The sequence below is a fragment of the Sporosarcina sp. P17b genome, from assembly GCF_002743115.1.
GTDB lineage: Bacteria > Bacillota > Bacilli > Bacillales_A > Planococcaceae > Sporosarcina > Sporosarcina ureae_C.
The window spans coordinates 119,518-135,717 of record NZ_PDYP01000001.1; the positions used below are offsets into that span (position 1 = coordinate 119,518).

Annotated in this window: 14 protein-coding genes; all 14 read left to right on the forward strand. The window is 43.0% G+C overall.

All coding sequences use genetic code 11. The features are described from left to right. Nucleotides 1-98 precede the first annotated feature (98 nt). The gene (gene ileS, locus CSV76_RS00630; RefSeq protein ID WP_099624472.1) at nucleotides 99-2,858 is read left to right on the forward strand and encodes an isoleucine--tRNA ligase; all 2,760 of its coding nucleotides are present in this window, start codon (nucleotides 99-101) and stop codon (nucleotides 2,856-2,858) included. 138 nt (nucleotides 2,859-2,996) lie between these two features. Beyond that, on the forward strand, nucleotides 2,997-3,479 hold the full coding sequence (gene lspA / locus CSV76_RS00635) for a signal peptidase II (protein WP_085428581.1): 483 nt from the start codon (nucleotides 2,997-2,999) through the stop codon (nucleotides 3,477-3,479). Next, nucleotides 3,479-4,384, forward strand: coding sequence for an RluA family pseudouridine synthase (locus tag CSV76_RS00640; protein ID WP_099624473.1), 906 nt, complete (start codon nucleotides 3,479-3,481; stop codon nucleotides 4,382-4,384). The genes lspA and CSV76_RS00640 overlap by 1 nt, the downstream gene beginning before the upstream one ends. Before the next feature lie 227 nt (nucleotides 4,385-4,611). Beyond that, nucleotides 4,612-5,160: a bifunctional pyr operon transcriptional regulator/uracil phosphoribosyltransferase PyrR gene (gene pyrR, locus CSV76_RS00645; protein ID WP_085428583.1), complete on the forward strand. Its 549-nt coding sequence runs from the start codon at nucleotides 4,612-4,614 to the stop codon at nucleotides 5,158-5,160. Nucleotides 5,161-5,180: 20 nt separating this feature from the next. Next, the gene (locus CSV76_RS00650) at nucleotides 5,181-6,467 is read left to right on the forward strand and encodes a uracil-xanthine permease family protein (protein ID WP_099624474.1); all 1,287 of its coding nucleotides are present in this window, start codon (nucleotides 5,181-5,183) and stop codon (nucleotides 6,465-6,467) included. A 43-nt stretch (nucleotides 6,468-6,510) separates the two neighbouring features. After that, nucleotides 6,511-7,389, forward strand: a complete 879-nt coding sequence (locus CSV76_RS00655; RefSeq protein ID WP_085428585.1) for an aspartate carbamoyltransferase catalytic subunit — start codon at nucleotides 6,511-6,513, stop codon at nucleotides 7,387-7,389. Nucleotide 7,390: 1 nt separating this feature from the next. Next, the gene (locus tag CSV76_RS00660) at nucleotides 7,391-8,668 is read left to right on the forward strand and encodes a dihydroorotase (RefSeq protein ID WP_099624475.1); all 1,278 of its coding nucleotides are present in this window, start codon (nucleotides 7,391-7,393) and stop codon (nucleotides 8,666-8,668) included. Continuing rightward, nucleotides 8,668-9,768 carry a carbamoyl phosphate synthase small subunit gene (locus CSV76_RS00665; RefSeq protein ID WP_085428587.1) on the forward strand — a complete coding sequence of 367 codons (1,101 nt, stop codon included), beginning with the start codon at nucleotides 8,668-8,670 and terminating at the stop codon, nucleotides 9,766-9,768. The genes CSV76_RS00660 and CSV76_RS00665 overlap by 1 nt, the downstream gene beginning before the upstream one ends. After that, nucleotides 9,761-12,958, forward strand: coding sequence for a carbamoyl-phosphate synthase large subunit (carB, locus tag CSV76_RS00670; protein WP_099624476.1), 3,198 nt, complete (start codon nucleotides 9,761-9,763; stop codon nucleotides 12,956-12,958). The genes CSV76_RS00665 and carB overlap by 8 nt, the downstream gene beginning before the upstream one ends. Further along, nucleotides 12,955-13,734 (forward strand): dihydroorotate dehydrogenase electron transfer subunit, encoded by a 780-nt coding sequence (locus tag CSV76_RS00675; protein ID WP_099624477.1) that lies wholly within the window; start codon nucleotides 12,955-12,957, stop codon nucleotides 13,732-13,734. The genes carB and CSV76_RS00675 overlap by 4 nt, the downstream gene beginning before the upstream one ends. Next, on the forward strand, nucleotides 13,731-14,645 hold the full coding sequence (locus CSV76_RS00680) for a dihydroorotate dehydrogenase (protein WP_099624478.1): 915 nt from the start codon (nucleotides 13,731-13,733) through the stop codon (nucleotides 14,643-14,645). The genes CSV76_RS00675 and CSV76_RS00680 overlap by 4 nt, the downstream gene beginning before the upstream one ends. Beyond that, nucleotides 14,642-15,355, forward strand: a complete 714-nt coding sequence (pyrF, locus tag CSV76_RS00685) for an orotidine-5'-phosphate decarboxylase (protein ID WP_099624479.1) — start codon at nucleotides 14,642-14,644, stop codon at nucleotides 15,353-15,355. The genes CSV76_RS00680 and pyrF overlap by 4 nt, the downstream gene beginning before the upstream one ends. Next, on the forward strand, nucleotides 15,352-15,981 hold the full coding sequence (pyrE, locus tag CSV76_RS00690; RefSeq protein WP_085428592.1) for an orotate phosphoribosyltransferase: 630 nt from the start codon (nucleotides 15,352-15,354) through the stop codon (nucleotides 15,979-15,981). The genes pyrF and pyrE overlap by 4 nt, the downstream gene beginning before the upstream one ends. After that, nucleotides 15,948-16,088, forward strand: a complete 141-nt coding sequence (locus CSV76_RS17180; protein ID WP_158232722.1) for a hypothetical protein — start codon at nucleotides 15,948-15,950, stop codon at nucleotides 16,086-16,088. Before pyrE ends, CSV76_RS17180 begins: the two co-directional genes overlap by 34 nt. Nucleotides 16,089-16,200: the final 112 nt, after the last annotated feature.

Genomic DNA, 16,200 nt, shown 5'->3' on the forward strand with positions numbered 1-16,200 from the left:
AACTAGCCGAAATCAAAAGTGGAAAGCGCCGTTTAGGCTCGAAAAACGTTCATACCAATCAAAAAAATGATTCACACATATTTTAAGGAGGAATTATAATGGAATATAAAGATACATTGCTTATGCCGAAAACCGATTTCCCTATGCGTGGCAATCTGCCAAATAATGAGCCGAAAATGCAGGAAGAATGGAATGAAAAGAATATCTATCAGCAAGTGCAGGAACGTACTGCAGATCGTCCGTCCTTCATATTGCATGATGGACCTCCCTATGCGAACGGTGACTTACACATGGGCCACGCACTTAACAAAGTACTAAAAGATTTTATCATTCGTTATAAATCAATGTCTGGCTTCCGCGCTCCGTATGTACCGGGATGGGATACACATGGTTTGCCAATTGAGCAAGCACTTGTAAATAAAAAAGTCGATCGCAAGAAAATGAGCACGGCTGAATTCCGCAAAATGTGTGAGGAGTATGCACTTCAACAAATCGACAATCAGCGTACGCAATTTAAGCGTCTCGGTGTTCGCGGAGATTGGGACAATCCATATATCACGCTGAAGCCTGAATTTGAATCTCGTCAAATTCAAGTATTCGGTGAAATGGCTAAAAAAGGATATATCTATAAAGGATTAAAGCCTGTTTACTGGTCACCTTCAAGTGAAACGGCATTGGCGGAAGCAGAAATTGAATATCAAGATAAAAAGTCTGCGTCTATTTATGTAAGCTTCCCGATCCAAGATGGAAAAGGTGTACTAGATGAAGATGTGAAGTTCCTGATCTGGACAACGACACCATGGACAATTCCTGCAAACTTAGGAATTTCCGTTCATCCTAAATTTACGTATGCAGTAGTAAAAGTGCAGAATGAGAAATTTGTAGTAGCAAAAGATTTAGTGGAGTATTTGGCGAAAGAACTGGAATGGGAAGAGTACTCGATCGAAAAAGAAGTTCAAGGTTCAGACCTTGACCGGATTGTTGCCAGACATCCATTCTATGATCGTGATTCATTAGTTATGCTAGGTGAGCATGTTACAGCAGATGCTGGTACAGGCTGTGTTCATACAGCACCAGGTCATGGTGAAGACGACTTCTACGTGAGTAAGCAATACGGAATCGATGCATTATCTCCAATTGATGACCGCGGTGTCATGACGGAAGAAGCACCATTTTTCGCTGGTATGTTCTATGAGGATGCGAATAAAGCCGTAACTGAAAAGTTGGAAGAAGTCGGCGCACTTCAAAAGTTGTCATTTTTCACTCACTCGTATCCGCATGATTGGCGTACGAAGAAGCCGGTCATCTACCGTGCGACTTCACAATGGTTCGCTTCTATTGAATCGTTCAGAAGTGATTTACTCGAAGCGATCCGTACTACTACATTCACGCCATCTTGGGGTGAAACACGTTTATTCAATATGGTCCGTGACCGTGGAGACTGGTGTATTTCTCGTCAGCGTGTATGGGGTGTTCCGATTCCAGTATTTTATGCGGAAAATGGAGAAGTAATTCTGACAGACGAAACGGTCAGTCATGTAGCAGATTTATTCCGTGAGAACGGATCGAATATTTGGTTCGAGCGTTCTGCAAAAGAACTATTGCCAGAAGGCTACACCCACGAAGGAAGTCCGAATGGCGAGTTCACGAAAGAAACGGACATTATGGATGTCTGGTTCGACTCAGGAACAACACATCAAGGTGTACTTGATGAGCGTGATGATCTTCGTTATCCGGCAGATTTATACCTTGAAGGTTCGGATCAATACCGCGGTTGGTTTAACTCATCATTGACAACTAGCGTAGCGATCAATGGTATTGCACCGTATAAAGGTATCTTGAGCCATGGTTTCACATTGGACAAAAATGGTCGTAAGATGAGTAAATCTCTAGGGAATGTAATCGTCCCTTCAAAAGTCATCAATCAACTTGGCGCAGACATCGTGCGTCTATGGGTATCATCTGTAGATTATACAGCTGATGTTCGTGTATCTGATTCGAACTTTAAGCAAGTTTCAGAAGTTTACCGTAAGATCCGTAATACGATCCGTTTCTTGCATGGTAACGTAGCCGACTTTAATCCAGCTACAGATCGCGTAGCATTTGATGATATGCGTGCAGTTGATCAGTATGTCTATGTGAAGTTGCAAGATTTGACTGAGGAAGTGCTTACAGCTTACGAGCAGTATGCGTTCCCTACCGTCTACCACGCAATCAATAATTTCTGTACAGGCGTGCTCAGCTCGCTCTACTTGGATATTGCGAAAGATGTAGTCTATATTGAAGCTGCGAATCATCCAGATCGACGTGCAATGCAGTCGGTGATGCATGATACATTGATTACACTAGTCAAGCTCATCACACCGATCTTGCCACACACAGCAGATGAAATGTGGAAATATATTCAGCATGTTGAAGAAGACAGTGTCCAATTGACGGATATGCCGAAAGCGGATCATAAAGGCGAAGAAGCGGACAAGCTACGTGAGCGCTTCGATGACTTGATGGATATCCGTGATGATGTCTTGAAGGCACTAGAAGAAGCCCGTAACGCGAAAGTAATCGGTAAATCTTTGGAAGCTAAAGTGACAGTTGTATTGCCTGAAGATCAACGTGGTATTCTGCAAGCAGAGGATATTGATTTTGCGCAATTCTTTATCGTATCCGCATTTGAAGAAAGTACAAATGCAGAACTGCCAAATGCAATGAAACTAGATCACGCAACGGTCTTGGTTGAACCTGCAGAAGGTGAAAAATGTGAACGATGCTGGACTATCTCCAAGACAGTTGGAGAAGACACTGACCATCCGACACTATGTACACGATGCGCAACTGTTGTGAAAGAAAACTATGCGTAAGCAATCTTGATGTCTCAGCCATCATCATTCATTCGTGGATGATGATGGCTTTTTTTACACAGTAGGACCGACAATCATATTGCAAGACAAAATTTGTGGTAAACTAAAGAAGAAATTAGCTGGACGGAGGGTAATGAAGTGATCGTTTATTATGCTATTGCTGTACTGGTCATCGGCTTGGATCAGCTGACGAAGTGGCTAATCGTAAAAAATATGGAACTAGGTGAACATATATCTGTTCTGGATCCTTATATCGCATTGCTGTCCCACCGTAATCGTGGTGCTGCGTGGGGAATGCTAGAAGGGAAAATGTGGCTGTTTTTCATTGTAACTATTGTAGTAGTGGTGGCTATAATTTATTTCTTCCATACAGAAGGTAAAAAGGATCGACTACTAGGTGTGAGTCTGATGCTATTGCTCGGCGGTGCGATCGGCAACTTCATCGATCGACTAGTAAGGGGAGAAGTAGTAGATTTTATTAGCGTCCTGATTCCTGTGATTAACTATGATTTTCCGATATTTAATGTGGCGGATGCTGCACTGACAATTGCTGTCATACTGATTTTGTTACATGTGCTACTTGATGAGAAAAAGAAAAAGAAAAAGAAAAAGGTGTCGTAATGGAAAGATTTGAATATGTAATAACAGAAGAACTTACAGGTAATAGAATAGATAAAGCATTGGCGACTCTTCAGCCAGACTGGTCACGTACGCAAATCCAGCAATGGGTGAAAGATGAGCATGTTAAAGTAAATGATAGTTCAGTTAAACCAAACTATAAGGTCAAAACAGATGATAAAATCGCTTTAGAGCAACCAGACGTGGAAGAATATGATGTAGAAGCAGAAAACTTAAACCTAGAAATCGTCTATGAAGATCAAGACGTGTTGGTTGTCAACAAACCAGTTGGGATGGTTGTCCATCCATCAGCTGGCCATGTAAGTGGGACATTAGTTAACGGGTTGATGTACCAAGTGAAAGACTTGTCAGGTATTAACGGTATTATGAGACCGGGTATCGTGCACCGTATCGATAAAGATACTTCAGGGTTATTGATGGTAGCTAAAAATGATAAAGCGCATGTTTCATTAGTGAATCAGCTAGTGGATAAATCAGTAAATCGTGTTTATACAGCATTAGTTCACGGACATATTCCACATGATAACGGTACGATCGATGCACCAATTGGACGAGATAAACGAGATCGTCAAAGAATGGCCGTTGTGGATGATGGAAAACATGCTGTTACACATTTTAAGGTTCTTGAACGTTTTGGAGACTATACATTGGTTGAATGCCGTTTGGAAACAGGAAGAACTCATCAAATCCGCGTGCATATGAAATATATCGGCTATCCACTTGTAGGAGATCCGAAATATGGCCAAAGAAAAACAATCGATTTTGGAGGACAAGTACTCCATGCTGGAACGGTAGGATTTGATCATCCCGAAACGGGTGAATATATGGAATTCACCGCTCCATTGCCTGAAAATTATAAACAATTACTCAATGAATTACGTCCTTGATAGTCGTTGACAAACGCTTGTGGTGAGATGTATACTCTATTAAGCAATTGAATAGCGATACCTTTAATGTCAGTCCTGTGAGGCTGGGAAGGTTGCACGGAATTACATGATAGCTTACTGCGGTAAGTATCGATGTATGCTTTTTTCTGCACGTCCGCCCTCCAGTCTACTCTGACTGGAGGGCTTTTTTTGTAGACTATAGGTAAAAAAGGAAGGGGATTTATGATATGGCGGAAAAAGCAGCAATACTCGATGAGCAAGCCATGACTCGGGCGATCACACGTATTGCACATGAAATTATTGAAAAGAACCGTGGCATTGATCAATGTATATTAGTAGGCATTAAGACAAGAGGTGCCATCTTGGCTAAGCGCTTAGCCGATAAAATTGAATTAATTGAAGGAAAACCAATTAAAAAGGGTGAATTGGATATCACATTGTATAGAGATGATCTTCAATTGAAGAATGCCCAAGGAGAAGCATTTGTTCAACAAGTAAATATAGAGCACGATGTGGCCAATCAAAAAGTCATCCTAGTTGATGATGTTCTCTACACAGGAAGAACAGTCCGAGCAGCATTAGATGCGATAATGGACTTAGGAAGACCTTCTTCCATACAGCTGGCGGTACTAGTAGACCGTGGTCATCGGGAACTACCGATTCGACCGGACTTTGTCGGAAAAAACATTCCAACTTCAAATGAAGAACGAGTCGTAGTCAGTATGATCGAAACAGATGCAACGGATGGAGTCACTATTCACACACGTACATTATAAGCAGCTGGGGGAAATGACGGATGAGCGTAAAAGTATTGGATGTACATGAAAAGCCGCAACCGGTGCGCTGGCTTGCATTAAGTTTACAGCATATGTTCGCAATGTTTGGCGCGACAATCTTAGTACCGCAACTAGTAGGTTTAAGTCCTGCTATTGCACTATTAACTAGTGGAATTGCAACTATCGTATTTATTATCGTAACGAAGTTTCAAGTGCCCGCATATCTAGGCTCTTCATTTGCCTTTATTGTTCCGATACAGATGGCGACTCAATCAGGCGGTATAGGCAGTGCGATGATTGGTAGCATGTTCGTTGCGCTAGTCTATGCCATTATATCGTTACTGATTTACAAGACAGGTTATAACTGGATTATGAAGTTATTACCGCCAATCGTAGTTGGTCCAGTCATCATGGTAATTGGATTGGCAATTGCACCAACAGCTATTAGTATGGCAAGCACGATTAATGTGGATGGAGTAGACGTTTATAGTGGTTTGCACTTTTCAGCAGCTCTAGTCACACTTGCTTCTGCAGTGTTCTGCCTGATGTTCTTTAAAGGAATTATCAGCTTGATGCCAGTACTAATCGGTATTATGGTCGGGTATATCTACTCTGCCTTCATCGGCATACTGGATTTCAGCAAAGTAGTAGAAGCAAAATGGTTTGCGGTACCGGAGATGCTCATTCCAGGTATTGACTATGAATTTGTCGTAACGCCAACGCTACTGATCATCATGGTGCCAATCGCGATTGTAACGATCTCTGAGCATATTGGTCACCAGCTTGTACTCGGCAAAGTAGTAGATCGGAATTACATCGAAAGTCCAGGATTGCATAGGTCATTGCTTGGTGATGGACTAGGTACTTTACTGAGTGGATTGGTCGGAGGACCACCTAAAACTACATACGGAGAGAATATCGGTGTACTAGCCATTACACGCGTTTACAGTGTGTATGTCATCATGGGAGCCGCCGTATTTGCGATACTCTTCTCTTTCATAGGTAAAATAATGGCGTTAATTGCTACGATTCCTACAGCGGTACTTGGTGGTATATCGATTCTATTGTTCGGTATCATCGCTTCATCAGGGATGCGGATGCTCATCGACCACAAAATCGACTTTGATAATCAACGAAATCTAGTCATCGCATCCATCATTTTGGTCATCGGAATAGGTGGAGCGACTATCAATATAAGCGAGACATTCCAAGTCGGAGGTATGGCACTGGCAGCAATTGTCGGAGTGCTGCTGAATCTAGTATTGCCAGGTAAAATGAATGATACCTTGATGGATGAAGAAGAATAGAAAACAAAAGTAGTACGTGCACTTCGTGAAGGGGGAATATGTGATGGAACATTTAGTTTCAATGAAAGACCTGACAGTGGAAGAAATCATGCTCATACTCGATAGGGCAGCGATTTTCAAGCGGCTGGGCTTCCGGGAATTGCCTGGAACTTATACCGTCTGCAACTTGTTTTTTGAACCTAGTACAAGAACAAAAACGAGTTTTGAAATGGCAGAGCGTAAAGTAGGCGCGCAAATTATCCCCTTTGAGACGAGTTTCTCTAGTACGTTAAAGGGAGAAACACTATATGATACGATTAGGACGTTGGAAGCAATAGGTTTGGATGCACTAGTTATACGACATCCAGCCGATGGTTTCTATGAAGAGCTAATAAAACGAACGAATGTCGCAATCATTAATGCAGGAGATGGATCCGGTCAACATCCCACACAATCCTTGCTCGACATCTTCACGATTCAAGAAGAGTTCGGTCAATTTGAAGGGTTAAAAGTATTGATTGCAGGAGACATCGCCCATAGTCGAGTAGCACGTTCGAACGCAGAAGCTTTGCGCAAGTTAGGAGCCGACGTCACGTTCCTTTGCCCGCCGGAATGGGCAGGAGAATTCGATAGCGTCGACAACTGGGATGAGGTTATTGAAACAAGTGATGTGGTCATGCTTCTCCGAGTACAGCACGAACGTCATAATACAGAGATGGCTTATACGAAAGCCGCTTATCATGAACAATATGGTCTTACGATCGAACGGGCGGCCAGAATGAAAAAAGGTGCGATCATCATGCATCCTGCTCCAGTGAACCGAGATGTAGAAATAGCAGACTGTTTAATAGAAAGTCCACAGTCGAGAATTTTTAAACAGGTAGAAAACGGCGTCTATATTCGGGCTGCTGTTCTAGAACTTATATTGAAGGGGCGGAAGTAATATGAACACGTTAATTCAACAAGTACAAATGGTAAACGAAGAGGGCAAGATCATCGTAACAGACATCAAAATTGTAGATGGAAAGATTGCGGAAATTGGCAATCAATTAGCAGTAGACGGATGTGAAATTGTTGAAGGGGAAGGATTACTTGTATCTCCTGGTTTCATCGACGTGCACGTCCATTTACGTGAACCGGGTGGCGAACATAAAGAAACAATTAAAACAGGTACATATTCAGCAGCTAAAGGCGGATATACAACCATTTGTCCAATGCCAAATACACGCCCAGTACCCGACACGAAAGAAAATCTTGAAAAAATCAATACATTAATTAAAGACAATGCAAAAATTCGTGTACTTCCTTATGCGTCGATCACGATCAGAGAAGCGGGAAAAGAACGCACTAATCTATCTGAATTAAAAGAACACGGCGCCTTCGCGTTTACGGACGACGGTGTAGGTGTACAAGAAGCAGGGATGATGTACGAAGCGATGCAGGATGCGGCGAAGATCGATATGGCGATTGTTGCGCACTGCGAAGACAACACATTGATCTATGGTGGCGCAATGCACGAAGGAAAACGTAATAAAGAACTGGGCTTGCCAGGAATTCCTTCTATTGCAGAATCTGTACATATCGCGCGGGATGTTTTACTCGCGGAAGCAGCTGGTGCACATTACCACGTATGTCACGTCAGCACAAAAGAATCTGTTCGCATTATCCGAGACGCAAAAAAAGCCGGTATTCATGTCACAGGAGAAGTTAGCCCGCACCACTTGTTGTTGACTGAAGATGATATACCTAACGATGATGCAGATTGGAAAATGAATCCGCCACTTCGTTCAACGGAAGATCGAGATGCATTACGTGAAGGTTTGATGGATGGCACATTGGATTGTATCGCAACAGATCACGCACCACATACGGCAGATGAAAAAGCAGTTGGATTCGCAAAAGCACCATTTGGAATTACAGGATTTGAAACGGCATTTCCTTTACTGTACACAAACTTCGTTAAGCCAGGACACTGGACACTCAAACAGCTTCTTGACTGGATGACAGTGAAACCAGCGGAAGTGTTCAACTTGCCATACGGCAAACTTGAAGTAGGTGCTGAAGCAGATTTAGTGTTACTTGATCTGGAAAAACAACAAAAGATTGACCGTACGACATTTGTATCAAAAGGAAAGAACACACCATTTGACGGCGTAGAATGTGCTGGATGGCCTGTAATGACAATTTTCGGTGGAAACATCGTATGGAAGGATGGTCAATGATGACAAAAAGATACTTAGTATTAGAAGACGGCTCTATTTTTGAAGGGAAAGCATTTGGAGCAGACAGCGCTTCAGTAGGAGAAGCTGTATTTGCAACAGGCATGACAGGATATCAGGAGACGATTTCAAATCCATCAGGTTGTGGACAAATTGTCGTTATGACCTATCCGCTAATCGGTAACTACGGTATTAACCGAGACGATTATGAGTCCATCGATTTAGCAATTAACGGTTTAGTCGTTAGAGAGCTAACAGAAGAACCTTCAAATTTCCGTAGCGGCATGTCACTAGGAGACTTGCTAATTTTAAAAGGGATCCCAGGTATTCAAGAAATAGATACACGTAAACTAACACGTCTTTTACGTGATAAAGGTTCACTGCGAGGTAAATTAACGGCTGCTGGGGAAGAGATCGATCCGGATGCAACAGTTGCAGAACTTCAACAATATGAATTGCCAACCGATTTAGTAGCGAAAGTATCTACTAAGCGCCCATATCCAAGTCCAGGCTTAGGCAAGCGTGTCGTCGTCATCGACTACGGCATTAAACATGGCATTTTGCGTGAATTAAATAAAAAGGACTGCGACGTAATAGTCGTTCCTCATGATACATCAGCAAAAGAAATTTTAGCGCTATTCCCAGACGGCATTTTGCTGTCAAACGGACCAGGAAATCCTGAGGACGTAGAAGGTGCAGTTGAAACAATAAAAGAATTAATTGGTAAAAAGCCTATCTTCGGTATCGGATTGGGTCATCAATTATTCGCACTCGCATGCGGTGCTAAAACGGCGAAGATGAAGAACAGCCATATTGGAGGGAACTATCCAGTTAAAGACTTGAATACGAATCGTACTGATCTGACATCACAAAGTCACGGCTATGAAGTGCTTGAAGAATCTTTAGCAGGAACAGGTCTTGAAATAACACATAGAGCGTTGAACGACAATTGTATTGAAGGGCTTCGAAGTGAAAAGTTGGAAGCATTCACTGTTCAGTTCCACCCAGAAGCATCACCAGGACCACAAGATTCTAACTATATATTCGAACGTTTCATTCAATTGATGACTGCAAGCAACCGAAAGGAGAATACTAATGCCTAAACGTACTGACATAAAATCCATCCTCGTGATTGGTTCAGGTCCTATTGTAATTGGACAAGCAGCAGAATTTGACTATGCAGGTACACAAGCCTGTTTATCTCTTAAAGAAGAAGGTTATCGAGTTATTCTGATCAACTCAAACCCTGCAACTATAATGACGGATACTGAAATGGCAGATAAAGTGTATATCGAGCCGATCACACTTGAATTCGTTAGTCGCATTATTCGTAAAGAACGTCCGGATGCACTACTGGCAACTCTAGGCGGACAAACTGGTTTGAACATGGCAATTGAATTACATGAATCAGGCATCTTAGATGAACTAGGAATTGAGATTTTGGGTACAAAGCTTGATGCGATCCATAAAGCTGAAGACCGCGATTTGTTCCGGACATTAATGAATGAAATGGGCGAACCTGTTCCAGACAGTGAAATCATCCATAACATTGATGAAGCTTATGCATTTGTAAATGAAATCGGTTATCCAGTTATCGTTCGCCCTGCGTTCACGCTAGGTGGAACAGGTGGCGGGATTTGTCATGACGACGAAGACTTAGAAGAAATCGTAGCAAGCGGTTTGAAATATAGCCCAGTTACACAGTGTCTGCTTGAGAAATCCATCGCAGGATTTAAAGAAATAGAATATGAAGTCATGCGTGACTCCGCAGATAATGCAATTGTCGTATGTAACATGGAGAACGTCGACGCAGTTGGAATCCATACAGGAGATTCTATCGTAGCGGCGCCATGTCAGACATTGACCGACCGTGAGAACCAGATGCTTCGTAATGTTTCATTGAACATCATTCGCGAGTTGAAAATCGAAGGTGGCTGTAACGTTCAGCTTGCTCTGGATCCGCATAGCTTTGATTACTACATTATCGAGGTTAACCCACGCGTCAGCCGTTCGTCTGCATTAGCATCTAAAGCGACAGGTTATCCAATCGCAAAACTTGCGGCGAAAATTGCTGTCGGTTTAACGCTAGATGAAATGATGAATCCGGTAACAGGCAACACGTATGCTTGCTTCGAGCCGACATTAGACTATGTAGTAACGAAGATTCCACGTTGGCCTTTTGATAAGTTCGAATCAGCAAAGCGTAATTTAGGAACACAGATGAAAGCAACGGGCGAAGTAATGGCGATGGGCCGTACATTCGAAGAATCCATCATGAAAGCTGTTCGTTCATTGGAAACTGGCCAATTTGATTTGTCACTTCCGGGTGGTAGTGAAATGTCCGACGAATGGATCGAACAACGTATTCGCAAAGCGGGCGATGAGCGTTTATTCTTCATCGGAGAAGCATTGCGTCGCGGTGTAACAATTGAAACCATACATGAATGGAGCGCAATCGATTTATTCTTCTTGCGTAAATTCGAAAACATCGTTCGTTATGAAGAAATATTAAAAGACAATCCATACGATAAAGCAATTGGTTATAAAGCAAAACGTCTTGGGTTCCCTGACGTGACGATTGCACAATTATGGAAGACAACAGAACGTGAAGTATACGACTGGAGACAAGAACAAGGGTTGGTTCCGGTTTATAAGAAAGTTGATACATGTGCAGGAGAATATGAGTCTGATACACCGTACTTCTACGGTACGTATGAAGATGAAAATGAGTCTGTAAGAACAGATAAGAAAAGTGTAATCGTATTAGGGTCAGGTCCAATCCGTATTGGGCAGGGTGTGGAATTCGATTATGCGACAGTACACTGTGTATGGGCGATCCAAGAATCGGGTTACGAAGCGATTATCGTCAACAATAATCCTGAAACCGTTTCGACTGATTTCTCTATCTCTGATAAGTTGTACTTCGAACCGTTAACAATTGAAGATGTTATGCATATCGTAGATCTCGAGCAACCAGAAGGTGTCATCGTACAGTTCGGTGGTCAGACAGCGATCAACTTGGCAGATGAATTGGAAGCGCGCGGAGTGAAGATTCTTGGTACATCACTTGAAGATATCGACCGTGCAGAAAACCGTGATAAGTTTGAAAGTTCATTACATGACATTGGGGTACCACAACCACTTGGTAAGACAGCTTTATCAGTACCTGAAGCAGTTGTTATCGCATCAGAAATTGGCTATCCAGTATTAGTACGACCTTCGTATGTATTAGGTGGACGCGCAATGGAAATCGTTTACTACGAAGAAGAATTACTTCAATACATGGAGAATGCGGTAAAAGCTAGCCCAGAACATCCGGTATTGATCGACCGCTACTTAACAGGAACGGAAATCGAAGTGGATGCAATTTGTGATGGTGAAACGGTATTAATACCGGGAATCATGGAGCATATCGAGCGTGCAGGTGTTCACTCGGGTGACTCGATTGCAGTCTATCCGCCACAAAACCTTTCTCAGTCCATGATCGAAACGATCGCTGATTATACGAAACGTTTAGCACTCGGTCTCAAGATCCGTGGATTAATGAACATCCAGTTCGTTATTTCAGAAGGACAAGTTTATGTAATCGAAGTGAACCCACGTTCAAGCCGTACAGTACCGTTCTTGAGTAAAATCACGAATATACCGATGGCAAATGTGGCAACACAGGCGATCTTGGGTAGATCAATTCTAGAACAAGGCTATACTGACGGTCTTGCAGAAGCTCCAGCAGGCGTCTACGTCAAAGTGCCAGTCTTCTCTTTCGCAAAGCTTCGTCGTGTAGACATTACACTCGGACCAGAAATGAAATCGACGGGCGAAGTTATGGGTAAAGACGTTACACTGGAAAAAGCATTGTACAAAGGCTTAGTAGCGGCTGGAATGGAAGTAAAAGAATACGGAACAGTCTTGATGACAGTATCTGATAAAGATAAAGAAGAAATTGTCGATATCGCGAAACGTTTCATTGAAACTGGATATCGTATTGTAGCAACAGAAGGAACGGCAAAAGCTCTTGAAGCAGAAAATATCGAAGTGAAAACAGTAGGAAAGATTGGCACGGAAGGTCCGACTTTGATCGACGTGATACAAAAAGGACAAGCGCAATTGGTCATCAATACTTTGACTAAAGGAAAACAACCGGCACGTGATGGCTTTAGAATCCGTCGTGAAACTGTCGAAAATGGCATTCCTTGCTTAACTTCAATTGATACAGCGGCAGCTATGTTATCCGTCATTGAATCCATGACATTCCAGACGGATGCCATGCCAAAACCGCAGGTGGTTAAATGATCATCCAAGATTTGATGACCGTCGGATCGCAACAGGAAATCGCGAAAGATATTTTCGAAATGAAATTAACAGGCAAATTGGTCGGAGAAATTACTTCTCCGGGCCAGTTTGTCCATATCCGTGTATCGGATTCATTTGAACCATTATTACGGCGCCCGATTTCCATTGCTGAAATCAATCCTGAGAAAAATGAAATGACAATCATCTACCGTGCAGAAGGACGAGGCACATCGCTGTTGTCTGAAAAACGTGAGGGAGATACAGTGAATGTACTCGGACCTTTAGGAAACGGCTTTCCAGTTGAAGAAACAGCGACTGGCCAAACGGCTGTTTTAATTGGTGGGGGAATTGGTGTGCCGCCATTGTATGAGTTGTCTAAACAACTTACGGCTAAAGGTGTTAACTGTATCCATATACTTGGCTTTGAATCAGATCAAGTAGTGTTCTATGAAGAAGAATTTGCCGCCTTAGGCGAAACGCATATCGCGACAGTGGATGGAAGTAATGGTACACAAGGTTTCGTTACGAACGTTATGAGTGAGTTATCCAATGAATTCGAAACGTATTACAGCTGTGGACCTATGCCGATGCTTGATGCAGTTCAAAAAGCGTATGTGAATAAAAAAGGATTCTTATCTTTTGAACAACGAATGGGTTGCGGTATAGGGGCTTGTTTCGCTTGTGTTTGCCATACGAATGAAAATGCAACAGATCAACCGTATGTCAAAGTATGCTCAGACGGTCCAGTATTTCCAGCAGGGGTGGTGCAGATATGAATAGATTAATGGTTACATTGCCAGGACTCGAATTAAAAAATCCAATCATGCCTGCATCCGGCTGTTTTGGTTTTGGTAAGGAGTATGGTAATCTGTACGATTTGTCAAAGCTCGGGGCCATCATGATCAAAGCGACAACAGAAGAAATGCGTTATGGTAACCCGACACCACGTGTGGCGGAAACATCTTCAGGTATGTTGAACGCTATCGGACTTCAAAATCCGGGACTGCAAGGTGTTTTGAAAAATGAATTACCATGGTTAGAGAAATTTGATGTTCCGATCATTGCGAACGTTGCAGGATCTGAGACTGCGGACTATGTAGAAGTGGCAAAACAAATTTCAAAAGCGCCAAATGTTCATGCACTTGAACTAAATATTTCTTGCCCAAACGTTAAATGTGGCGGGATTCTTTTTGGAACAGATCCTGAAATTGCGAAAGAACTAACAGCAGCAGTAAAAGCTGTATCTTCTGTGCCTGTGTATGTAAAGCTGTCACCAAATGTCACGGATATTAGAGCGATGGCATTGGCGGTAGAAGCAGGTGGTGCAGATGGTATTACGATGATCAATACTTTAGTCGGTATGCGCTTGGATGAAAAGACAGGTAAACCGGTTATTGCGAATAAAACAGGCGGATTATCAGGCCCAGCAATTAAACCAGTCGCGATTCGCATGGTCTATGAAGTAAGTCAAGTTGTTAATATTCCAATCATTGGAATGGGTGGCGTTACATGTGTACAAGATGTGGTGGACTTTTTGTCTGCCGGTGCAAGTGCCGTAGCAGTTGGTACAGCAAACTTTGTCGATCCATTCGTCTGTCCTACGATTATCGAGCAGTTACCTGCAAAGTTAGATGAACTAGGAATAGATCATATTTCAGAATTAGTGGGAAGGAGTCATCGTGTATGAATCGTTCTCCAATAATTGCACTAGACTTTGATTCAGCTGAAAGAACATTCGATTTCCTGAAAGCATTCGACCAGTCGGTCAATGTCAAAGTAGGAATGGAATTGTATTATAAAGAAGGACCGGCCCTGATTGCAAAACTAAAGGAAGAGGGATACTCTATCTTTTTAGATTTGAAATTACATGATATCCCCAATACGGTTAAATCCGCAATGAAAGTATTGGCTTCGCTGGAAGTCGATATGGTCAATGTGCATGCGGCTGGCGGTAAGTCGATGATGGAAGCGGCGTTAGAAGGTCTTGATGCGGGTACAGCTTCCGGTGTTCAGCGTCCTGCGTTACTTGCAGTGACTCAACTGACCTCAACGGACGAACGTCAAGTAAAAGAAGAACAACTGACCAGTGTACCACTTCGTGAATCAGTGGAGCATTACGCGAAACTAGCTTCATCGGCACATTTAGATGGCGTAGTTTGTTCAGTGCAGGAAGCAAAAATTATTGAAGAAGTATGCGGCAAGGATTTCTTCAAAGTGACACCTGGCATTCGCTTAGCAGAAGGCGATGTTCACGATCAAAAGCGTGTGGCGACACCAGCAAAAGCTAGGCAGGAAGGCTCAACACATATCGTAGTAGGGCGTGCCATTACAGGTGCCAATGATCCGCTAGAAGCATATCTGGAAGTGAAAACATTGTGGGAGGGGATTACATCATGACTAGAGAAAAAGAAGTTGCGCAAATCCTGTTAAATGTAGGAGCTGTGGCGATCAATCCTGAAGAGCCATTTACATGGGCTTCAGGTATTAAGTCACCTATCTATTGTGACAACCGCCTAACGATGGCAGATCCGGTAGGACGTAAAGAAATCGCAGAAGGGCTTGCGGCATTGATTCGTGTTCATTACCCTGAAACGACAGTCATTGCAGGGACAGCAACTGCGGGTATTCCTCACGCAGCATGGGTTGCGGATATTCTAAAGTTGCCGATGGTATATATACGCTCTACTGCAAAAGCACATGGTAAGAGTCGTCAAATTGAAGGAAGAATCGAGCCGAATGCGAAAGCCGTTATTATTGAAGATTTGATTTCGACAGGTGGAAGCAGCTTGAATGCAGCGAATGCATTGATTGCAGAGGACGTGGAAGTATGCGGAATTGTTTCGATCTTTACATATGAATTACAGAAGGCGGATGAGAAGTTCGCTGAGGCGAATCTTTCATATCACAGCTTGACGAATTTTGCAGCGCTTGCTGAAGTTGCGAAAGAAGAGGGCGCGGTTAAGGAAGAGTCTATGAATGAATTGATGGAATGGCATTCGAAGTTGAAGCTTGGTACGCTGTAATGAAAGACGGTTCCCGTAATGGGAGCCGTTTTTCATTTAGAGAAGGGTACGGGGAGGCAACGTTGATCGACGTTCCAGGCGGACGCTTTCCCGAGGGCGTGGCTTGAGCCAGGCGAACAGCGAAGGGTTCGCTTTGCTGTATTTCTGTGTACTTTGCAGAAATTAAGGCACCTGACAGGGTCTCAAGGCGCACGCTGATCCTCCGGGAGTCGCCGCCTT